The sequence below is a fragment of the Ruegeria sp. CH5 genome (assembly GCF_056537025.1).
Genome location: NZ_JBQFQT010000001.1, coordinates 472155 through 489810 on the forward strand (window position 1 = coordinate 472155; position 17656 = coordinate 489810).

The window sequence follows — 17656 nt, forward strand, 5'->3', positions numbered from 1 at the left end:
GGCGAGGCCATGAGCAATTCGATTGCAGTAGAAGATCTGACCGAGGACCAGGCTCGAGAGGAGTTGGCACGTCTTGCGGAACTCTTGCAGCGGGCCAACGACCTGTATCACGGTCAGGACGAGCCCGAGATATCGGATGCCGAATACGATGCCCTGAAACTACGGAATCTCGAAATCGAGTCGCGGTTTCCGCAGCTAAAGCGCACCGACAGCCCCAGCGATCAGGTTGGTGCGCGGCCGGTGGACGGTTTCGGCAAAGTGACCCATGCGGTCCGCATGATGTCGCTTGGAAACGCATTTGACGATGAGGATGTAGCAGACTTCGTTCGGTCCGTTCGAAACTATCTTGGGCTGAGCAAAGAGGCGTCCCTCGAATTCACCGCCGAACCAAAGATCGACGGTTTGTCGCTGTCTCTGCGCTACGTGGATGGCGAACTGGTGCAGGCGGCAACTCGGGGCGATGGGGAAGTTGGCGAAAACGTCACGGCCAATGCGTTGACCGTTTCAGATATCCCTCAACAGATCGCCGACGCACCCGGGATCCTGGAGGTTCGCGGCGAAGTCTATATGTCTCATGACGATTTCGAGAAGCTGAATGCCAAGCAGGCAGAGGCGGGCGCGAAGTTGTTTGCGAATCCGAGAAATGCGGCCGCCGGTTCGCTACGCCAGCTTGACCCAGAAGTTACGCGCGCAAGGCCCCTGCGGTTCTTCGCCTATGCCTGGGGCGAACTGTCCGAGCCGTTGGGAACCACCCAGTCATCTGCGTTGGATCGATTGAAGTCCTTTGGCTTTTCCACCAACGACCTGACTGCCGTTTGCAGCTCGACCGCGCAAATGCTGGAGCACTACCGCGCAATCGAAGAGCAGCGCTCTACGCTTGGCTATGACATCGACGGCGTCGTCTACAAAGTGAACGATTTGTCGTTGCAGGCCCGTCTTGGGTTTCGCTCGACCACACCAAGATGGGCGATCGCTCACAAATTTCCTGCCGAACTCGCCTGGACCCGGCTTGAGGCGATTGACATTCAAGTTGGCCGCACCGGCGCGCTTAGCCCGGTTGCGCGGCTGCACCCGGTGACGGTTGGCGGTGTGGTCGTGTCCAATGCAACCTTGCACAACGAAGACTACATCGCCGGTCGGGATTCGAAAGGCGAACAGATCCGCGACGGCAAAGATATACGTGTTGGCGATTGGGTGCAGGTGTACCGCGCCGGCGATGTGATCCCAAAAATAGCCGACGTCGACCTGAGCAAAAGGCCGGAACAAGCTGTCCCGTTTGAGTTTCCGACGAAATGTCCGGAATGCGGCAGCGACGCGATCCGCGAGGAAGGCGACTCGGTGCGCCGCTGTACCGGAGGGGTGATCTGCCCGGCGCAAGCGGTCGAGAAACTGAAGCACTTCGTTTCCCGCAAGGCGTTTGACATCGATGGGTTGGGGGCCAAGCAGATCGAAATGTTCTACAACGACCCGGACCTGCCGATCCGTACGCCGGCAGACATTTTCACATTGCAAAAGCGGGACGCTGCAAATCTGAACAAGCTGGCCAACCGAAAAGGCTGGGGCAGTCAGAGCGCCGCAAAACTCTTTGCCGCGATCGAGGAAAAGCGGACAATTCCGCTGGGCCGCCTTCTGTTTGCGCTGGGTATTCGACACCTTGGTGAAGCCGCCTCGAACCTGATCGCCAATCACTACGGCACGTGGGACGCGTTCGAGCAGGCTGTCACGGCTGCCAGCCAATTCAGCGGACCCGAATGGGATGAACTGCTGAATATCGACGGCGTCGGTGAAGTCATGGCCCGGACCCTGGTTTCGACATTTGGTCAGGACGCAGAGCGCCAAAGCATCGATGCGCTGGTCGCCCAACTGAACGTACAAGAGGCCAAACGGCCGGATACATCGGGCAGCCCAGTCGCGGGAAAAACGGTTGTCTTTACGGGTACGCTCGAAAAAATGACCCGGGCCGAAGCAAAGGCCCGCGCGGAAGCCTTGGGGGCCAAAGTGGCTGGCTCAGTCAGCGCAAAAACGGACTATCTGGTGGCCGGCCCCGGCGCAGGTTCCAAGGCCAAGAAGGCGGCAGAGCTGGGGATCGAAACCTTGGATGAAGACAGCTGGCTGCAGTTGATCGGGGACGCATGAGCGGCCGTCCAGAGCAACTGTTCCCGCTTTTTGCAGGGCTCGAGACGCTGGAGGGAATCGGTCCCAAGACCGCACGCCTGCTGGCGCAGACCGGGCTGGAAACGCCACGCGATCTGCTGTTTGCATTGCCATATTCAGTGGTTGACCGGCGGCGGCGTGATACGATCCGGGGCGTCGATCTGCCCAAAACACTCACGGTGGAAGTCACCGTCGGCGCCCACCGCCCGCCGCACAACAGGGGCGGAGCCTATCGGATTTTCGTGCAGGACAGTCAGACCGATTTCCAGCTGGTCTTCTTTCACGCCCGGGCCGACTACCTGAAAAAGGTCCTGCCTGAGGGGGCGAGACGGGTGGTGTCCGGCAAGCTCGAACTGTTTGACGGTACAGCGCAAATGGTTCACCCGGACCACATTCTGCCGGTCGAACAGGCGAACAGCATCCCCGAGTTTGAACCGGTCTATCACCTTACCCAAGGTGTCACCCAAAAGACGGCCTACAAGGCGGCGCAAAGCGCGCTGGCACGCCTGCCAGTTTTAGCGGAATGGGCGGATCCTGCACTGGTTTCCCGCCAGAACTGGCCGACCTGGGCCGATGCCGTCCGGGCGGCTCACACACCGCAAGGTGCCGATGACGTGGCAGCGTTTGCTCCCGCGCGCGAACGTCTGGCCTATGACGAACTGTTCGCCCATCAACTGACTCTGGCTCTGGCCCGACTGCGAGAACGCAAAACTCGTGGAACCGTAAGTGTCGCGACCGGGGCGTTGCAGACCCGTGTACTGGATGCGCTTCCGTACAAACCCACTGGGGCGCAGTTGCGTGCCATACGCGAGATAACCGAGGACATGGGTGCTCCGACCCGAATGAACCGCCTGCTGCAGGGGGACGTCGGATCCGGCAAGACACTGGTTGCGTTCATGGCGCTTCTGGTTGCGGTAGAGGCCGGTGCTCAGGGTGTCATGATGGCTCCGACCGAGATCCTCGCGCGCCAGCATCTGGAGGGCCTTCGCCCCCTGGCCGAAGACGCCGGCATTGTTCTCGAAATCCTGACGGGGCGGGACAAGGGGTCCGAGCGCAAGGCGAAGCTGGCCGCGCTCAAGGCGGGTGACATCCAAATTCTGGTGGGTACTCACGCGGTTTTCCAGAACGATGTGGCCTTTCATGACTTGCGTCTGGCCATAGTCGACGAGCAGCACAGGTTCGGCGTCCGTCAGCGGATGGAACTCTCTGAGAAGGGGCAGGGGGCCGATGTTCTGGTCATGACGGCCACACCGATCCCACGCAGCCTTGCGCTTGCACAATATGGGGATATGGACGTCTCGGTCCTGGATGAGAAACCGCCGGGACGCAAACCGGTCAAAACTGCGATTGTCAGCACTTCGCGCATGGAGGAGGTGGTAGATCATCTGCGCCGCGCGATCGACGACGGCAAGCAATGTTATTGGGTTTGTCCGCTGGTCGACGAATCCGAGGTCTCCGACCTGACCGCAGCCGAGGAACGGTTCAAACACTTGCGGGCCCAGTTGGGTGACGGAATCGTCGGTCTTGTGCACGGACAGATGCCCCCGGCCGAGAAAGATGCGGCAATGGCCGCTTTTCAGGACGGGCGGACCAAGGTTTTGGTTGCAACGACGGTCATTGAGGTGGGGGTCAACGTCCCCAACGCCACGATCATGGTCATTGAGCGGGCGGAAATCTTCGGGCTGGCCCAGTTGCACCAGTTACGCGGCCGGGTCGGACGCGGGCATGACGCGTCAACCTGTCTGTTGATGTATCAAGCGCCGCTCAGCGAAGGAGGCCGAAGACGGCTGGAAGTTCTGCGAGAAACCGAAGATGGATTCAGAATTGCCGAAACGGACCTCGAGATGCGCGGGGCAGGTGACTTGATCGGGACCGCTCAATCTGGTCTTCCCCGGTTCCAGATTGCCGACCCGGAACGGCAGGCTGGACTTATGGCTGTTGCCCAATCTGACGCGCGTGCACTGCTGGCTTCGGACCCGAAATTGACCTCGGAACGAGGTCAGGCCGCGCGTGTTCTTCTTTGGTTGATGAAACAGGATCAGGCCATCCGTTTGATTTCAGTGGGTTAGCGGGTTGCGCGCAAAAAGTTCACAAATGTTCTCATAAAGTTCTTTACTGATCCCCGGAAATATGAGAACAAAAGGTCAACAAAGGATTAATTCCCGACCGGAGGTGAAACATGCTGACCCAGATCAAAAGCGCTTTCAGCCGTTCGCAAGCCACGCTTTTGCAGGATGCAGCCGGCGTAGCTTCGCTGGTTGTCATGCTGATGGTGGCGCTTCACGTGCCCGTCGGGTTCTAAGCCTTTCTGCCTGCGATCTCGTGCCGATCAACCCGCGTATGTCATCCCCATTTCAGTCAAGGGTGACCTGCCTGTCCCAAACCCCTTGAAGGGGCCGTGCCTCGGCCCCACGCGGTAATCCGGACCCCACGCGAGAAACGCATTGACTGCCGCCGCCCTTTCCGCCCGGAAGGAGCGGCGGTTTTTTTTACAGTTGACCGGTTTTGAAGATCTCAAGCAGGGCTGACAGGACCGAGTTGACGGCCACCGAGGCCAGGATCATTCCCATGACCCGGCTGATGATTGCCGCCCCCGAATGACCGATCAGCCGGATGATTGGCTCGGCCAGCAACATCAACACAAAGGCGCAGGCCAGCACGGACAGCATGACCAGCGCAGTAATGCCCTGATCCGCCACGCTGTAGCGGTGGTTGTCCGTCAGAATGACGATGGCCAGCATAGCACCGGGTGAGGCCAATGACGGGACCGCCAAGGGGAAGATCGCCGGGTTGTGCCTGTGCAGCTTGTCTTCCATGTCTTCTTCGGCCTGGCGCTGTTCGATTTCCTGTTTGCTCTCACCAAAAATCATCGTCAGCGCGAACAGGAACAGGATGATCCCGCCGGCGACCTGAAACGAGTTGAGGCCGATGTCCAGCGCCTCGATCAGCAATTGTCCAAAGACCAGAAAGAACAGAAGGATGCCGGCGCTGATCAGTGCGGCCAGCAGGGCAGTGCGCCGACGCGCGGCGGCTTCGATACCCGCGGTGACGGCAATGAAAACCGGGATGGTTCCGATCGGGTCGATGACGACCCACAAGGTTACAAAATGTTCCAGAAGGTTGTTCAATTGGCTTCTCCGTCAAATTGGTCAGGAGGTTAGCCGCCTTCGATTCAAAAGACCATGTTCAGGCGCAGTTGGCTTGTTCGGCCTTCTCGAAAGCCTCGGCGATCGCGTCCAGCGCAAGCATGATCGACGCGTGCCGGTTCTTGTAATCGCGGGCGGGCCGCAGAACTTCCAGTTCGTCAAACGGCGCGTCCGGGGTGGGGCCGTCACTCTTGAGCATGGCCGCCAGCTGGTCGCGCGCGGTTTCGATTTGGGGGCGGGTTGCCCCGATGACCGATGCACCGACCACTGCCGCTGCGGCCTGACCCAGTGCGCAGGCTTTCACGTCCTGGCCAAACTCGGTGATCCTTCCGTCCCGCACTTTGATGTCCACGGCAACCGTCGAGCCGCACAAGGGCGACCGTTTCTTGACGGTCGCATCCGGATCTTCCAACCGCTGCAGGTGCGGAATGTCTGCCGCCAGCGCCAGAATGCGCCCGGAGTAGAGCTTGATCAGGTCGGTTTCGCCGGACATGGGTTTCCCTCGGTGGATGTTCCCCATACATAGTGGCCATGTTCTGGGATGCAAAAGGTTTTTGCGATGTCGCGCTCTGCTACGTTCGACCCGTCGACGCTCAAATTCAATGAGGCTGGGTTGGTCCCGGCCATCGCGCAAGAGGAGAGCACCGGCGAGGTTCTCATGATGGCTTGGATGAACGCCGAGGCGATCCGAAAGACGCTGGAAACTGGGCGCGTCACCTATTGGTCGCGCTCGCGCCGGTCCTTCTGGGTCAAGGGAGAAAGCTCGGGTCACGTACAAGAGTTGGTGGATTTTCGCGTCGATTGTGATCGGGATTGCCTGTTGGTTCTGGTGCGACAAAGCGGCCCCGCTTGCCACACAAACCGCCGAAGCTGCTTCTACACCGCCGTCCGGGACGGGGAAGAGGTCGAATTGATGTCGCCGATGGCCTGAGGGCGCCTAGCGGGCCTAAATACCGACCATTGCACGGACGTCTTCGGGCGTCGCTCCTTCGGCCCGGTATTTCGCAATCGCCCTGGCGTCGTCTCGCTTGGCCAGCCGTTTGCCGGTGTCGTCCCGGATCAGTCGGTGATGGTGATAAGTGGGCGTCTCCAACCCCAACAAGCGCTGAAGCACCACGTGAATCCCGGTTGCGTCAAACAGATCCTGACCGCGAACCACCTGTGAGATGTTCTGGGTCGCATCATCCAGTACGACTGACAGGTGATAAGACGTGCCCATACCCCGTCTGGCGAGGACGACATCGCCGACGCCGTGCAGCATCTGTTCGTCCGATAAATCGATCCAGCCAGTCGCGCCATCCGGTCCGGACCCGGTTTCGTGAAACCGCAACCCGGTGGCGTCCTTCGCGATCCGGCGCAGCGCTTCGGACATATTGAGACGTAGGGCCACATCCTCCGGGATCGCGGACTGCACCTGCTGCGTCCACTGTTTACGGCATGTTCCGGGATATATGACGCCGTCAGGTCCGTGCAGAGGATACCCTTCCTGCGGCGCACTGGCGGCGGCCGCGATATCCTTGCGATTGCAGGTGCACGGATATAGCAGTCCTTGGGACCACAGCCGGTTCAAGGCCTGCCGGTAGAGCGGGATTCGATCGGATTGCCGCAACACAGGGCGAGGCCACGTCAAACCCAACCACGTCAGATCGTCATAGATCTGATCCTCCCAATGCTGACGCGAACGGGACTGATCGATATCCTCGATCCGCAGTAGGAACGTGCCGGAGTTTCGGACAGCAAGGTCATACGCCAGCAAAGCCGAATACGCATGACCAAGATGCAATGGCCCGGTTGGAGATGGGGCAAATCTTGTGGTGAATTTCACGTCTTTTCAACGATATATACGTCGGATTTCAAGTCTAGCCCTGGCAGGTGCGGTCCGTTTTCGCGAAAAAGAAGGCGCGCCGCTCCCATGTCCAGCCATTCGTTCAGGCGCCCGGTATAGCCGGGGTCGTCCAATGTATGGTCGTTGAACGAAAACGCCAGCAGGCCACCCTTGGGCAAGACTTTCATCAGCATGTCGAATGTCTGGGGCGGCGCGGCGCCGGCGCCGATCACTCCGATCGCGGCGATTGCCTCGTATGCCCCCGTCTCCAACGGGTTGGGATCGGTGATGTCGATGGCAGCAAGGTTGCGGTAGACGCCCTTGGCAGCAGCACCTTTCAGCATCTCGGGCGTCGGATCGACGCCGTCGATTGCCCGGTATCCGACCTTGTGCAAAGCGACACCGGACAACCCGGTCCCGCAGCCATAATCAAGGATAGGTGTGTCCGGTTGTGGCAACTTGGACCACAACGCCTCGGCAACGCGGCCGGGCGTGGCATACCCGTGCTCGGCCACCTCATCTTCGTAAGAGGCCGCCCATTTCTGGTAATGCGCCTGGGTTTCCTGCGGCGTGTTCAGATCATATGTGTTTTTGAGGAACTTCTCGCTCATGCCGTCAGTTTAGGCGCGTGGCCCGGTCTGCGTCCAGTCAGCTTTGCGTCAGCCACTGCTGCCATGCCTCCTTGGCGCGATCGGTATAGGCTTTGTAGCGATCCTTACGACCACGGCGCCCGCCTTTCAACCCGTCGACCGGTCGGAACAGACCAAAATTCACATTCATGGGCTGAAAGGTTTTGGCCTCTGCGCCGCCGGTGATGTGATGAATCAGCGCGCCCATGGCGCTGTCCTGTGGAACCGGGGGCAGGGAGTGGCCAAGGATCTCTGCCGCCGCGAGACGACCTGCCAGCAGGCCCATCGCGGCGCTCTCGACATATCCTTCAACCCCGGTGATCTGCCCGGCAAATCGGATGTTTGGCTTGGATTTCAGGCGCATCTGCGCATCCAGCAAGGTGGGCGAGTTGATGAAGGTGTTGCGATGGATGCCGCCCAGACGGGCAAAACTGGCGTTCTCGAGCCCCGGAATCATCCGGAACACCTCGGTCTGGGCGCCGTATTTCATCTTGGTCTGAAACCCAACGATGTTGAACAGCGTGCCCAAAGCGTTGTCGCGACGCAGTTGAACCACGGCATGAGGCTTTACGTCTGGCTGATGCGGATTGGTCAGGCCCACCGGTTTCATCGGCCCGTGGCGGAGGGTCTCGCGCCCACGCTCGGCCATCACCTCAATCGGCAGGCAGCCATCAAAATAACCAGCTGTTTCACCTTCGTGGAACTCGGTCTTGTCCGCGGCCAGCAAAGCGTCGACGAAGGCCTCGTACTGGTCACGGTCCATCGGGCAGTTCAGATAGGCAGTACGCTCTTCCTCGGTCTCACCCTTGTCATAGCGCGACTGCATCCACGCCTTGCTCATATCGATCGTGTCAGCGTAGACGATCGGGGCAATCGCGTCGAAAAAGGCCAGCGCTTCGGCTCCGGTCTCGCGCTGGATCGCTGCGCCCAACGCTGGCGAGGTCAGCGGACCGGTGGCAAATATCCAATGCCCATCGTCCGGAAGCGTAGTGACCTCCTCACCGGTGACGGTGACGCGTGGGTGCGCCTTCAGCTTGGCGGTCACCGTTTCGGCAAAGGGTTCACGGTCTACGGCAAGAGCACCGCCCGCAGGAAGTCGGTGGGCGTCTGCCGTGGTCATGATCAACCCATTGGCCGCGCGCATTTCCCAGTGCAGCAAACCAACGGCGTTCTGCTCGTCATCATCAGACCGGAACGAGTTGGAGCAGACCATCTCGCCAAGGTTGCCGGTTTGATGCGCAAAAGTGCCCACTTTGGGGCGCATTTCGTGAATCACGACGTCCACGCCCATTTCGGCAGCCTGCCATGCGGCCTCGGATCCGGCCATTCCGCCGCCAACGATATGCAATTTCTGTGTCATGTGCGTCCAAATAGGGCAGGTGGCCCGCGCGTGCAACGGCCAACGAAAACTGCCGCCGACAAGGCAGCAACGCTATGATTTTATTGGGAAGTCTTGGGGTCGCCGCTGCGGGAATGTCTGCGCCGGTGAGAGAAACCAGCTTGGAGGGACCTTCCGCCCACGGCGACCCAAAAGATAGTGAGGGCCTCAGCCCTGTCTCAGCTTTGCCACACAGATGCCCTTTTGAAAAGTGCAAAAATGCGAACAGTCGATAATTTTAGCCATAACAATTGCGTCATTGGGTCCAATTTGGTGAACGTTTTTCGATAAATGCGGAAATACCTTCCTCGGTATCCCGGTGCAGCATATTTTCGGCCATTACGCCGCCGGTATAGGCATATGCCTGATCCAAAGGCATCTGAAGCTGCTGATAAAACGCCTGTTTCCCGATCTTTACCGCCGCGCCCAGTTTGGACGCCAACTGCTCGGCCAACGACAGGGTTTCATGCTCCAGCAGCGTTTCCGGAACGACACGATTGACCAGGCCCAGCTCGGCGGCCCGCTCCGCTGGTATGAAATCACCGGTGGTCAGCATCTCAAACGCCAGTTTGCGCGGAATGTTGCGGCTCAGCGCCACCATCGGTGTCGAGCAGAAGAGACCGATGTTCACGCCATTGACGCCGAATCGCGTTCCTTCGGCCGCCACGGCCAGATCGCAGGTCGCCACCAATTGGCAGCCGGCGGCCGTTGCAATACCATGGACCTGCGCGATCACCGGTTGGGGCAGGGATTGGATCGACATCATCATTCGGGCGCAGCGATTGAACAGTTCGGTGAAGTAGGCCTTGCCTCCATCTTCAGCCTGCCGGCCCGCGGTCATCTGCTTGAGGTCATGACCGGCACAAAACGCCTTGCCTGCCCCTGACAGTATCACAGCGCGGATCGTGCGATCATCGCGCAGCGTACCCAATTCAGATTGCAGTGCCTCCAGCATTTCGTCGCTCAGCGCATTCAGCCGCTCGGGCGTATTCATTTTCAGATGAGCGATCGCGCCCGTGTCGTTACGTTCCAAAATTGCCATCTTGCCCTCCTGCCGGCTGTGGGGCCAACTTTAGGTCGGCAAATCGAGGAGGGGAAGCATGTCATTGGCAATGAACAAGGAAGAGCTGACGGAATATCTGGCGCAGGTCTTCCCGCAGGTGCACAAGGATTTCGTCGTCATGGATCTGACCGACGACTCGATCCGCATGCGCCTCGTTGTCGAAGATCGGCATCTGCGTCCGGGCGGAACCGTGTCCGGGCCTTCGATGTTCGCCCTGGCCGATGTCTGCGTCTATTCGATGGTTCTGGCGCGGAAGGGCCGGCAATCGCTGGCGGTGACCACCAACAGCTCCATGGATTTTCTGCGCAAACCTGCCGGTGGGGCCGACATGATTGCCGAGTGCAGGTTGCTGAAACTGGGGCGTACGCTGGCTGTTGGTGACGTCCTGATGTACTCGGAAGGGCAGGAGGCGCCGGTGGCGCGCGCCAGCATGACCTACTCGCTGCCACCTGCCGGGTCCGCCGCAGCTGCGTTCGGATAAAAAAATGCCGGGGACAAGCCCCGGCACAGGAAGAGGTCCCGTAATTGGGACTGGGGATATTCTAGCCAAGCCAGAATTGGCGGCGTGCTTCGCGGTCAGCCTCAAAGCGCGTCAGTCCGACATCCTTCAGCAGACGGTCGTCCAGCCTGCTCAGGTTGACGCGACTGCGGCGCCGGCGTTCCCATTGGGTGACAGTCGCCGCAAAACGCACGGCCAGCGCAGCGATCAGAGGCAGCCGGGGGCTGTCGTTCAGCAGCAAGAGGGCGGGGGTGTGCATTGCGCGTGTCATGGTAAGTATCCTTTCAAATTGTATTGACACAAAGCATAAATGTTCGGTACATTGTTGTGATACATTCACGATTGTGTTGAACGCAAAGGAAGAATTGTAATGGATACAATTTGGCCGACAGATCTGCCAAAATCCAAGGGGCCAAAGTACACACTGGTCGCAGATACAATTCGAAAAGCCATCGAAAACAAGCAGCTGGAAGTCGGGGTGAAGCTTCCTCCGGTGCGGGAACTGGCGTATCGATTGCAAATCACACCGGGAACGGTCGCCCGGGCCTATTCCATTCTGACCGAGGAGGGGTTGCTGCAGGCCGAGGTGGGGCGTGGTACATTCGTGGCACCACCGAAAATGCCATTGCTGGACGATGTCTGGTCACGGCAGCTTCATCTTCGGGACGACAAGTATGACGCCAATGTCAGCCTGTTCAGCCCGCGACTGCCAGATGTCGGGCAGGTGTCCCTGATACGGTCATGCCTTGCCAAGGTGGCGCAGGGGGATCCGAAGATGTTCATGAACTATCCCACCCGTGACGCTTACCTGCCGGTGCGCCAGGCTGTTGTTGATTGGCTCTCCGACTTGCCGCTGGGTGCTTTGAACGCCGATGACATCGTCCTTACGCATGGCGGACAAAGCGGACTGTGCGTCGTGTTTCAGACCGTTCTGCGCGATCCGAAACCCGTTGTTCTGGTCGAAGACCTTTCTTATGCGGGGTTCCGTCGCGCCGGTGAGTTGATGCGCGCCGAAGTTGTCGGTGTGAAAATGGACAAATGGGGTATCAGCCCGGATGCGCTGGACCACATCCTTCGTCAAACTCGTGCGCAGGCGATCTGCGTGTCGCCCGAAGTTCAGAATCCGACCGGTGGCCATTCTCCTCTTGAACGCCGCAACGAGGTGATCGAGATCGCCCGCCGCCACGATCTGCAAATCATCGAGGACGATTGCTATCGTATGGGCGAGGCGCGCGCACCCAGTTACAGGGCTCTTGCGCCTGAACGGGGCTGGCACGTGTCGTCGATTTCCAAGACCCTTACGCCGGCGTTGCGCGTGGGGTTCGCCATCGCTCCGCGGGAACGCAGCGGAGACCTGCGCCGATCGGCGGAATACGGGTACTTCGGGTTGGCGCAGCCATTGGCCGAACTGACCCGCTTGCTCCTCAGTCACCCTCAATCCCGGCAAATGGCGCGGGATGTTCGCGCGAAGATGGGTGAGTATGTACGGGTGGCCGTCAATGCACTGGGTGGCTTCAATCTGAACTGGGACGCCGACATTCCCTTTGTCTGGCTAAGCCTGCCCTCCGGCTGGCGTGCTGCAGCCTTCAGCAGAGCCGCCGAGCGGGAGGGCATTCAACTCCGATCGGCAGATGAATTCGCGCTGAGGGATGGACGAGCGCCAAATGCCGTGCGCATTGCCATGAACGGGCATGTCTCGCTGAAGCAGTTCGAATCCGCCATGCTGCGTCTGCGCGCCTTACTGGACAATCCGCCCGAACAAATCAGCGTTTGATTTGGGGTAAATAGATACCTATTTTATAAGCTAATGTTTTATAATAATTAATTGGACGCTACCATTCTTGACGTGCACTTACGGGCCGTCTAAATACCCATCCATCGAATTCGGGCCGGTCCACCTTTGGGGCGGCCTTTCACATCAAACAGGATTGTCCTGACATGAAAACCTTCTCTGCAACTCCTGCAGACATCGACAAGAAGTGGATCCTGATCGACGCCGAGGGCGTTGTTCTGGGCCGTCTTGCCTCGATCGTCGCCATGCGCCTGCGTGGCAAGCACAAGCCGTCGTTCACCCCGAACATGGACATGGGCGACAACGTCATCGTCATCAACGCCGACAAGATCCAGATGACCGGCAAGAAGCGCGACGAGCACTTCTACTGGCACACTGGCCACCCGGGCGGCATCAAGTCGCGCACCAAGCAACAGATCCTGGAAGGCGCGCACCCCGAGCGTGTGGTCTTTCAGGCCGTCAAGCGCATGCTGCCGGGCAACCGTCTGTCGCGTCAGCAGATGACCAATCTGCGCATCTATGCCGGTGCCGAGCACCCGCACGAAGCCCAGGCCCCCGAAGTTCTGGATGTCAAATCCATGAACAAGAAAAACACCCGGAGCTAATGACCGATGGCTGATCAGATCAATACTCTCGAAGAGCTGAGCGCCGTCGCAGGCGTTGAAACCGTGGCCGAAGAAGTTGTTGTGCGCGAGTCCGTGCGTGACGAACTGGGTCGTTCCTATGCAACCGGCAAGCGTAAAGACGCTGTTGCCCGCGTTTGGATCAAGCCGGGCTCCGGCAAGGTCACCGTGAACGGCAAAGACCAGGACGTGTATTTCGCACGGCCCGTTCTGCAGCTGATCCTGCGCCAGCCGTTCCAGGTTGCTGGTGTCGAAGGTGAATTCGACGTTGTGGCAACCGTCAAGGGCGGTGGCCTGACCGGTCAGGCCGGTGCGGTCAAGCACGGCATCTCGAAAGCGCTGCAGCTGTACGATCCCAGCCTGCGCGGCGCGCTGAAGGCAGCCGGCTTCCTGACCCGCGACAGCCGCGTCGTGGAACGGAAGAAATACGGCAAGCGTAAAGCCCGCCGTTCGTTCCAGTTCTCGAAGCGTTAATCTACTCGCGTCTCGAGAATCAAGTATCTGGGCGCCTGCGCAAGCGGGCGCCCTTTTGCATGTGCATTATGCAACAAGCCACAAAAGAAATTTGCCTTCGGGTACAATGCATTTGGCCAAGCAGCTTCGGTGTAAGAACATCTCCCGGTGGCTGCATCGATTTCACGACAGCGGATCGTTTGCCGGCACGTCAACAAGAAACAGCAGACTCCGGGACAGCAATGGACGATAAATCGATTGACCAAATTGTCGAAAACTCGATCCTTGTGAGTTCGAATAGACAAGAGCTTTGGGTCAATCTGGTCGCGGGACTGGAGTGTCGAACGATTTGTGAAGTAGGTGTCTGGAAAGGGCGATTTGCCGAAATATTGCTGAACGGCGTCCCATCAATCGAGAGCTACACCCTGGTCGATCCTTGGCGCAACCTCCCCGATTGGAACAAGCCTGCGAACAAGTCGAGCATTGAGTTCGAAGGCATACGGAACGAAGCGCTGACCCGCGTCGCACCTTTCAAGACCAAAGTGGTCGAGATCCGAGATACGACGAAAAACGCTCAATCACGAATACCTAATGGCTCCCTGGATATGGCCTATATTGACGGCGATCATACGCTGCGCGGGATAACCATCGACCTTTGTTCGATGCTGCCCAAAATAAGACCGGGAGGTTTCATCGGTGGAGACGATTTTACCAAGTCGATCTGGCAACACTCCGAAGAATTCAGCCCCAGCGAAGTGTTCCCATACGCCATCTATTTTTGCGAGGCGCATGATTTGCCGATTTACACTTTGCCGTTTGATCAGTTCATGATCGTCAACACTGCAACCGGCTTTCGCGTGGTTGATCATGGCGAATACGCGGGTTTGGAACCGAGAGAAATCTACGGTCTTCCAAAGAGGCGTTCGTTCAGGAACAAGTTGAAAAAGATATTCAAGTCTTGAAACCGGAAAGGGGCTGCGGCCCCTTTCCGTTGAGCTATAGGTAGAGGCCTTACTCTTCGTAGACCATTTTCCACGCGCCGTTTTCCACCACGTTGACGTAGACCGTATCGGCGCCCTGATGGTCATCGGGGCCAAAGGTCATGTGGTTGCCGACCAGTTCATCCTGATAGTCCAGCGTCTCCATCGCGGCGATGAAGCCTTCATGGGTCAGGTCGGGGCCGGCGGCCTCCAGCGCCTTGACCATCATTTCGGCCGCGGCATAGCCCAGCATCGAAAAGCCCACCGGGTCTTCGCCGGTGGCGGCCTTGTATTCCTCGATGAAGGCCTTGGGGGCCGGTTCATCCGCGCGGGCCCACAGGTCCTGCCACGAGGCGGCGGCGTAGAAGCCGTCGGTCACGCCACCCGGTACCTGTGCCACCACGGTCAGGAAGCTGGCCGAAGTGCCCAGGAACTTCATGTCGGTCAGGCCCATCTTCTTGGCGGTGCCGACCACGGTGATGGCCTGCCGCACGCCGAGGGCGATGGTGACGATGTCGCAGCCTTCTTCCTTCAGCTTGCTGAGCGAGCCCACGAAATCTGTTTCATCAGGTTTGTGAGTGGTTTCCGCGGCAAAGGTAATGCCGGCTTCCTTGGCGCCTTCCTGGCTGCCTTCCAGGATTTCCTTGCCGAAATCGGTGGGCAGATACATCGTGCAGACCTTGTCGCCACCGAATTCCTGGGCCAGATATTTCACGCCCACGCGCGCCTGGTCGTAATAGCTGGAGAACGAGGTGAACTTGTTCTTCATCGGCTCCTGCAGCATCTGCCGCGCGGCCGACAGGGGGGCGACGTTGGGGATGCCTTTGGGGTCCAGCAGCTTGAACCCGGCCAGGTTCATCGGCGTGCCCAGCGATTGCAGCATCGCAAACACCTTGTCGCGGTTCAGCAGCTTGTTGTAGCCCTGCATCGCGCGCGGCATCTGGTAACCATTGTCCTCGACCACATAGCGGATCTTGCGGCCATGGACGCCGCCATTGGCGTTGACCCGGTCGAACACTACGTTCGCGCCCTTGGTGGCCGGAACCCCGACGGCGGCGAAAATGCCGCTGAGGTCGTTGACCGAGCCGATGACGATTTCGTCGTCGGTCACGCCTTGCGTTTCGGCCCAGCCCATCGAGGCCAGGGCGGACAGGGCGGTTGCCGCCGCCAGCCGTCTGATTGCTTTGGTCATGTGTCTTCCTCCCTTGGGATTGATCCCTGTTCTATTTGTACATGTCTTCAATGAGATGCGCGTGTTTCTTTTCCACCAGGCTGCGTTTCAGTTTCATCGTCGCGGTCAGTTCGTCGTCTTCGGCGGTCAAAAGCACGTCGATCAGACGGAAATCCTTGATCTGCTCGACCCGCGCGAATTCCTTGTTCACGGCCGCAACCTCGGTACCGATCAGTTCGCGCACCTCGGCTGCAGCGCAGAGCGAGGCGAAGTTCGAGAACGGCACCTTGCGGTCCTGCGCGAACTTCTCGACGTTTTCCTGATCTATCATCACCAGCGCCGTCAGGTACTTGCGGCGGTCGCCGATGATCACCGCGTCCGAGATGTAATGCGAGAACTTCAACCGGCTTTCGATCTCGGCCGGGGTGATGTTCTTTCCGCCGGCGGTGATGATGATGTCCTTGAGGCGGCCGGTGATGGTGACATAGCCGTCCGCGTCCACGTGCCCCATATCGCCGGTGCGCAGCCAGCCGTCGGCGGTAAAGGTCTCGGCGGTTTTGGCATTGTTGCGCCAATAGCCCTGGAACACGTTCAGGCCGCGGATCTGGATTTCGCCCTCGTCCGAGATGCGCAGGTCGATCCCCGGTGCGGGCTTGCCGATGGTACCGATGTGGTTGGCCTCGGGCGTGTTCAGCGTGGCGATGCCCGAGGTCTCGGTCATGCCGAAGCCCTCGACCAGCGGCACGCCGATGGCCCAGTACCATTTCAGCAGCTCGGGCGAGATCGGGGCCGCGCCCGACCCGCCGCGCCGCAGCCGGTCCATGCCCAGCATCCGGCGCAGGTTGCGCAGCACCAGCCGGTCCCACAGCCAGAAATTCGCGGCCACCGCCGGCGGCACCGGTTTGCCCTGCAAGATGTATTCGGCCCGTTTCATTCCGGCCTTCAGCGCCATGCCGAAGGCGGCACGCCCGGCCGGGGTGGCCTCTTGCGCCATGATCAGCACCTGCGAATAGATCTTCTCCCACACGCGCGGAACGGCGGTGAAGGTCGAGGGCGACACTTCCTGCAGGTTGGCAAAGACCGTCTCGGGGCTTTCGGCGAAGTTCACCGTGCATTTCGAAGCCAACGGGAAATAGATCGAAACGTCGCGTTCAAGGATATGGCACAGCGGCAAAAAGCAAAGCTGTTCGTCGGTTTCCAGCGCGGGCAGGCAGCGTGCGCCGCATTCGATCGCGGCCATTATGTTTTCGTTGCTCAGCATCGCGCCTTTGGGCATGCCGGTGGTGCCCGAGGTATAGATCAGCAGCGCCGTGTCCTGCGGCGTGGCCAGCGCGATTTCCGCCTCGAACCGGCCCGGTTCTTCGCGCTCGGCCTCCCGGCCGAGGGCGTAAAGATCTTCGATCATCATGCAGCGGGGATGGGTCAGGTCGTGCAGGCCTTCGTCCTCGAGGATGATGACCTTCAACAGGCCGGGCACCTCGTCTTCGATGTCCAGGAATTTGTCCAGCTGCTCTTCGTCTTCGACGATCAGAAAGCGGCTGTCGCTGTCATTGACCAGATATTTCAACTGGCTGGCGGAATCGGTGGTGTAGACGCCCGAGGCGATGCCGCCGACGCATTGGATGCCCAGATCGAACCACGCCCATTCCTTGCGGTCCTCGGACAGGATCGAGACGACCTCGCCGCGTTGCAGCCCCAGCTTGCGCAGCGCCAGCCCGATCCACTTGGCGTGCTGCCAGTAGTCGGCCCAGGAGTAGGATTTCCAGATGCCCAGATCTTTTTCCCGATGCGCGGTGCGGTCGCTCAGGGCGGCGCAGCGTTTCTGGAACAGCTCGGGGATGGTGACGCAGCCATCGACCCGCACGGGGCGCTGGCCGGGGGTGGCGTTGAACTGAACGCCGTTGATGGTGGTCTGCGGGGGCAGGGTGGTCATGTTCATCCGG

18 protein-coding genes are annotated in these 17656 nt (G+C 59.5%); 9 read left to right on the plus strand and 9 right to left on the minus strand.

What is annotated here, in order from left to right; translation table 11 throughout:
- The first annotated feature begins 9 nt into the window (after positions 1-9).
- The 3 genes from ligA (at position 10) to ACR0JC_RS02300 (ending at position 4456) form a co-directional block, all read left to right on the plus strand.
- Entirely contained in the window at positions 10-2136 is a 2127-nt protein-coding gene (ligA, locus tag ACR0JC_RS02290) for an NAD-dependent DNA ligase LigA (protein WP_170339248.1), read from the plus strand.
- Positions 2133-4223: an ATP-dependent DNA helicase RecG gene (gene recG, locus ACR0JC_RS02295; RefSeq protein ID WP_170339246.1), complete on the plus strand. Its 2091-nt coding sequence runs from the start codon at positions 2133-2135 to the stop codon at positions 4221-4223. Before ligA ends, recG begins: the two co-directional genes overlap by 4 nt.
- 110 nt (positions 4224-4333) lie before the next feature.
- Entirely contained in the window at positions 4334-4456 is a 123-nt protein-coding gene (locus ACR0JC_RS02300; protein WP_261391793.1) for a hypothetical protein, read from the plus strand.
- A 187-nt stretch (positions 4457-4643) separates the two neighbouring features.
- On the opposite strand, the gene ACR0JC_RS02305 is transcribed toward ACR0JC_RS02300, so the two are convergent.
- Positions 4644-5282 (minus strand): MarC family protein, encoded by a 639-nt coding sequence (locus tag ACR0JC_RS02305; protein ID WP_093962021.1) that lies wholly within the window; start codon positions 5280-5282, stop codon positions 4644-4646.
- 58 nt (positions 5283-5340) lie between these two features.
- Positions 5341-5793, minus strand: coding sequence for an iron-sulfur cluster assembly scaffold protein (locus ACR0JC_RS02310; protein WP_170339242.1), 453 nt, complete (start codon positions 5791-5793; stop codon positions 5341-5343).
- A 48-nt stretch (positions 5794-5841) separates the two neighbouring features.
- Between ACR0JC_RS02310 and hisI the strand changes: the two genes are divergently transcribed.
- Entirely contained in the window at positions 5842-6231 is a 390-nt protein-coding gene (hisI, locus tag ACR0JC_RS02315) for a phosphoribosyl-AMP cyclohydrolase (protein ID WP_170339240.1), read from the plus strand.
- 15 nt (positions 6232-6246) lie between these two features.
- Here hisI and gluQRS read toward each other — a convergent pair whose 3' ends face one another.
- The 4 genes from gluQRS to ACR0JC_RS02335 all read right to left on the minus strand — a co-directional run bounded on the left by gluQRS (position 6247) and on the right by ACR0JC_RS02335 (position 10174).
- Positions 6247-7125 carry a tRNA glutamyl-Q(34) synthetase GluQRS gene (gluQRS, locus tag ACR0JC_RS02320; RefSeq protein WP_170339238.1) on the minus strand — a complete coding sequence of 293 codons (879 nt, stop codon included), beginning with the start codon at positions 7123-7125 and terminating at the stop codon, positions 6247-6249.
- The gene (locus tag ACR0JC_RS02325) at positions 7122-7736 is read right to left on the minus strand and encodes a class I SAM-dependent DNA methyltransferase (protein ID WP_170339236.1); all 615 of its coding nucleotides are present in this window, start codon (positions 7734-7736) and stop codon (positions 7122-7124) included. The genes gluQRS and ACR0JC_RS02325 overlap by 4 nt, the downstream gene beginning before the upstream one ends.
- 37 nt (positions 7737-7773) lie before the next feature.
- Positions 7774-9114 carry a methylenetetrahydrofolate--tRNA-(uracil(54)-C(5))-methyltransferase (FADH(2)-oxidizing) TrmFO gene (gene trmFO / locus ACR0JC_RS02330; protein WP_170339234.1) on the minus strand — a complete coding sequence of 447 codons (1341 nt, stop codon included), beginning with the start codon at positions 9112-9114 and terminating at the stop codon, positions 7774-7776.
- A gap of 274 nt (positions 9115-9388) precedes the next feature.
- Positions 9389-10174 (minus strand): enoyl-CoA hydratase, encoded by a 786-nt coding sequence (locus ACR0JC_RS02335; RefSeq protein WP_170339232.1) that lies wholly within the window; start codon positions 10172-10174, stop codon positions 9389-9391.
- A 58-nt stretch (positions 10175-10232) separates the two neighbouring features.
- Here ACR0JC_RS02335 and ACR0JC_RS02340 point away from each other — a divergent pair, with 58 nt between their 5' ends.
- On the plus strand, positions 10233-10676 hold the full coding sequence (locus ACR0JC_RS02340) for a PaaI family thioesterase (RefSeq protein WP_170339229.1): 444 nt from the start codon (positions 10233-10235) through the stop codon (positions 10674-10676).
- Positions 10677-10737: 61 nt separating this feature from the next.
- Here the strand turns inward: ACR0JC_RS02340 and ACR0JC_RS02345 are convergent, their stop codons facing one another.
- Positions 10738-10965, minus strand: coding sequence for a DUF1127 domain-containing protein (locus tag ACR0JC_RS02345; protein WP_093962029.1), 228 nt, complete (start codon positions 10963-10965; stop codon positions 10738-10740).
- Between the two features lie 99 nt (positions 10966-11064).
- On the opposite strand from ACR0JC_RS02345, the gene ACR0JC_RS02350 reads away from it, so the two are divergent.
- The 4 genes from ACR0JC_RS02350 (at position 11065) to ACR0JC_RS02365 (ending at position 14524) form a co-directional block, all read left to right on the plus strand.
- Entirely contained in the window at positions 11065-12468 is a 1404-nt protein-coding gene (locus ACR0JC_RS02350) for an aminotransferase-like domain-containing protein (protein ID WP_170339228.1), read from the plus strand.
- Between the two features lie 164 nt (positions 12469-12632).
- Positions 12633-13091 carry a 50S ribosomal protein L13 gene (gene rplM / locus ACR0JC_RS02355; protein ID WP_170339225.1) on the plus strand — a complete coding sequence of 153 codons (459 nt, stop codon included), beginning with the start codon at positions 12633-12635 and terminating at the stop codon, positions 13089-13091.
- Positions 13092-13097: 6 nt separating this feature from the next.
- Positions 13098-13583 carry a 30S ribosomal protein S9 gene (gene rpsI / locus ACR0JC_RS02360; protein ID WP_170339223.1) on the plus strand — a complete coding sequence of 162 codons (486 nt, stop codon included), beginning with the start codon at positions 13098-13100 and terminating at the stop codon, positions 13581-13583.
- A gap of 68 nt (positions 13584-13651) precedes the next feature.
- Entirely contained in the window at positions 13652-14524 is an 873-nt protein-coding gene (locus tag ACR0JC_RS02365; protein ID WP_480763113.1) for a class I SAM-dependent methyltransferase, read from the plus strand.
- A gap of 49 nt (positions 14525-14573) precedes the next feature.
- On the opposite strand, the gene ACR0JC_RS02370 is transcribed toward ACR0JC_RS02365, so the two are convergent.
- Both ACR0JC_RS02370 and ACR0JC_RS02375 read right to left on the minus strand, forming a co-directional pair.
- A complete protein-coding gene (locus ACR0JC_RS02370; RefSeq protein ID WP_170339220.1) occupies positions 14574-15734 on the minus strand; it encodes an ABC transporter substrate-binding protein in 1161 nt (386 codons plus the stop codon).
- A gap of 31 nt (positions 15735-15765) precedes the next feature.
- A complete protein-coding gene (locus ACR0JC_RS02375) occupies positions 15766-17652 on the minus strand; it encodes an AMP-dependent synthetase/ligase (protein ID WP_170339218.1) in 1887 nt (628 codons plus the stop codon).
- Between the last annotated feature and the right edge of the window lie 4 nt (positions 17653-17656).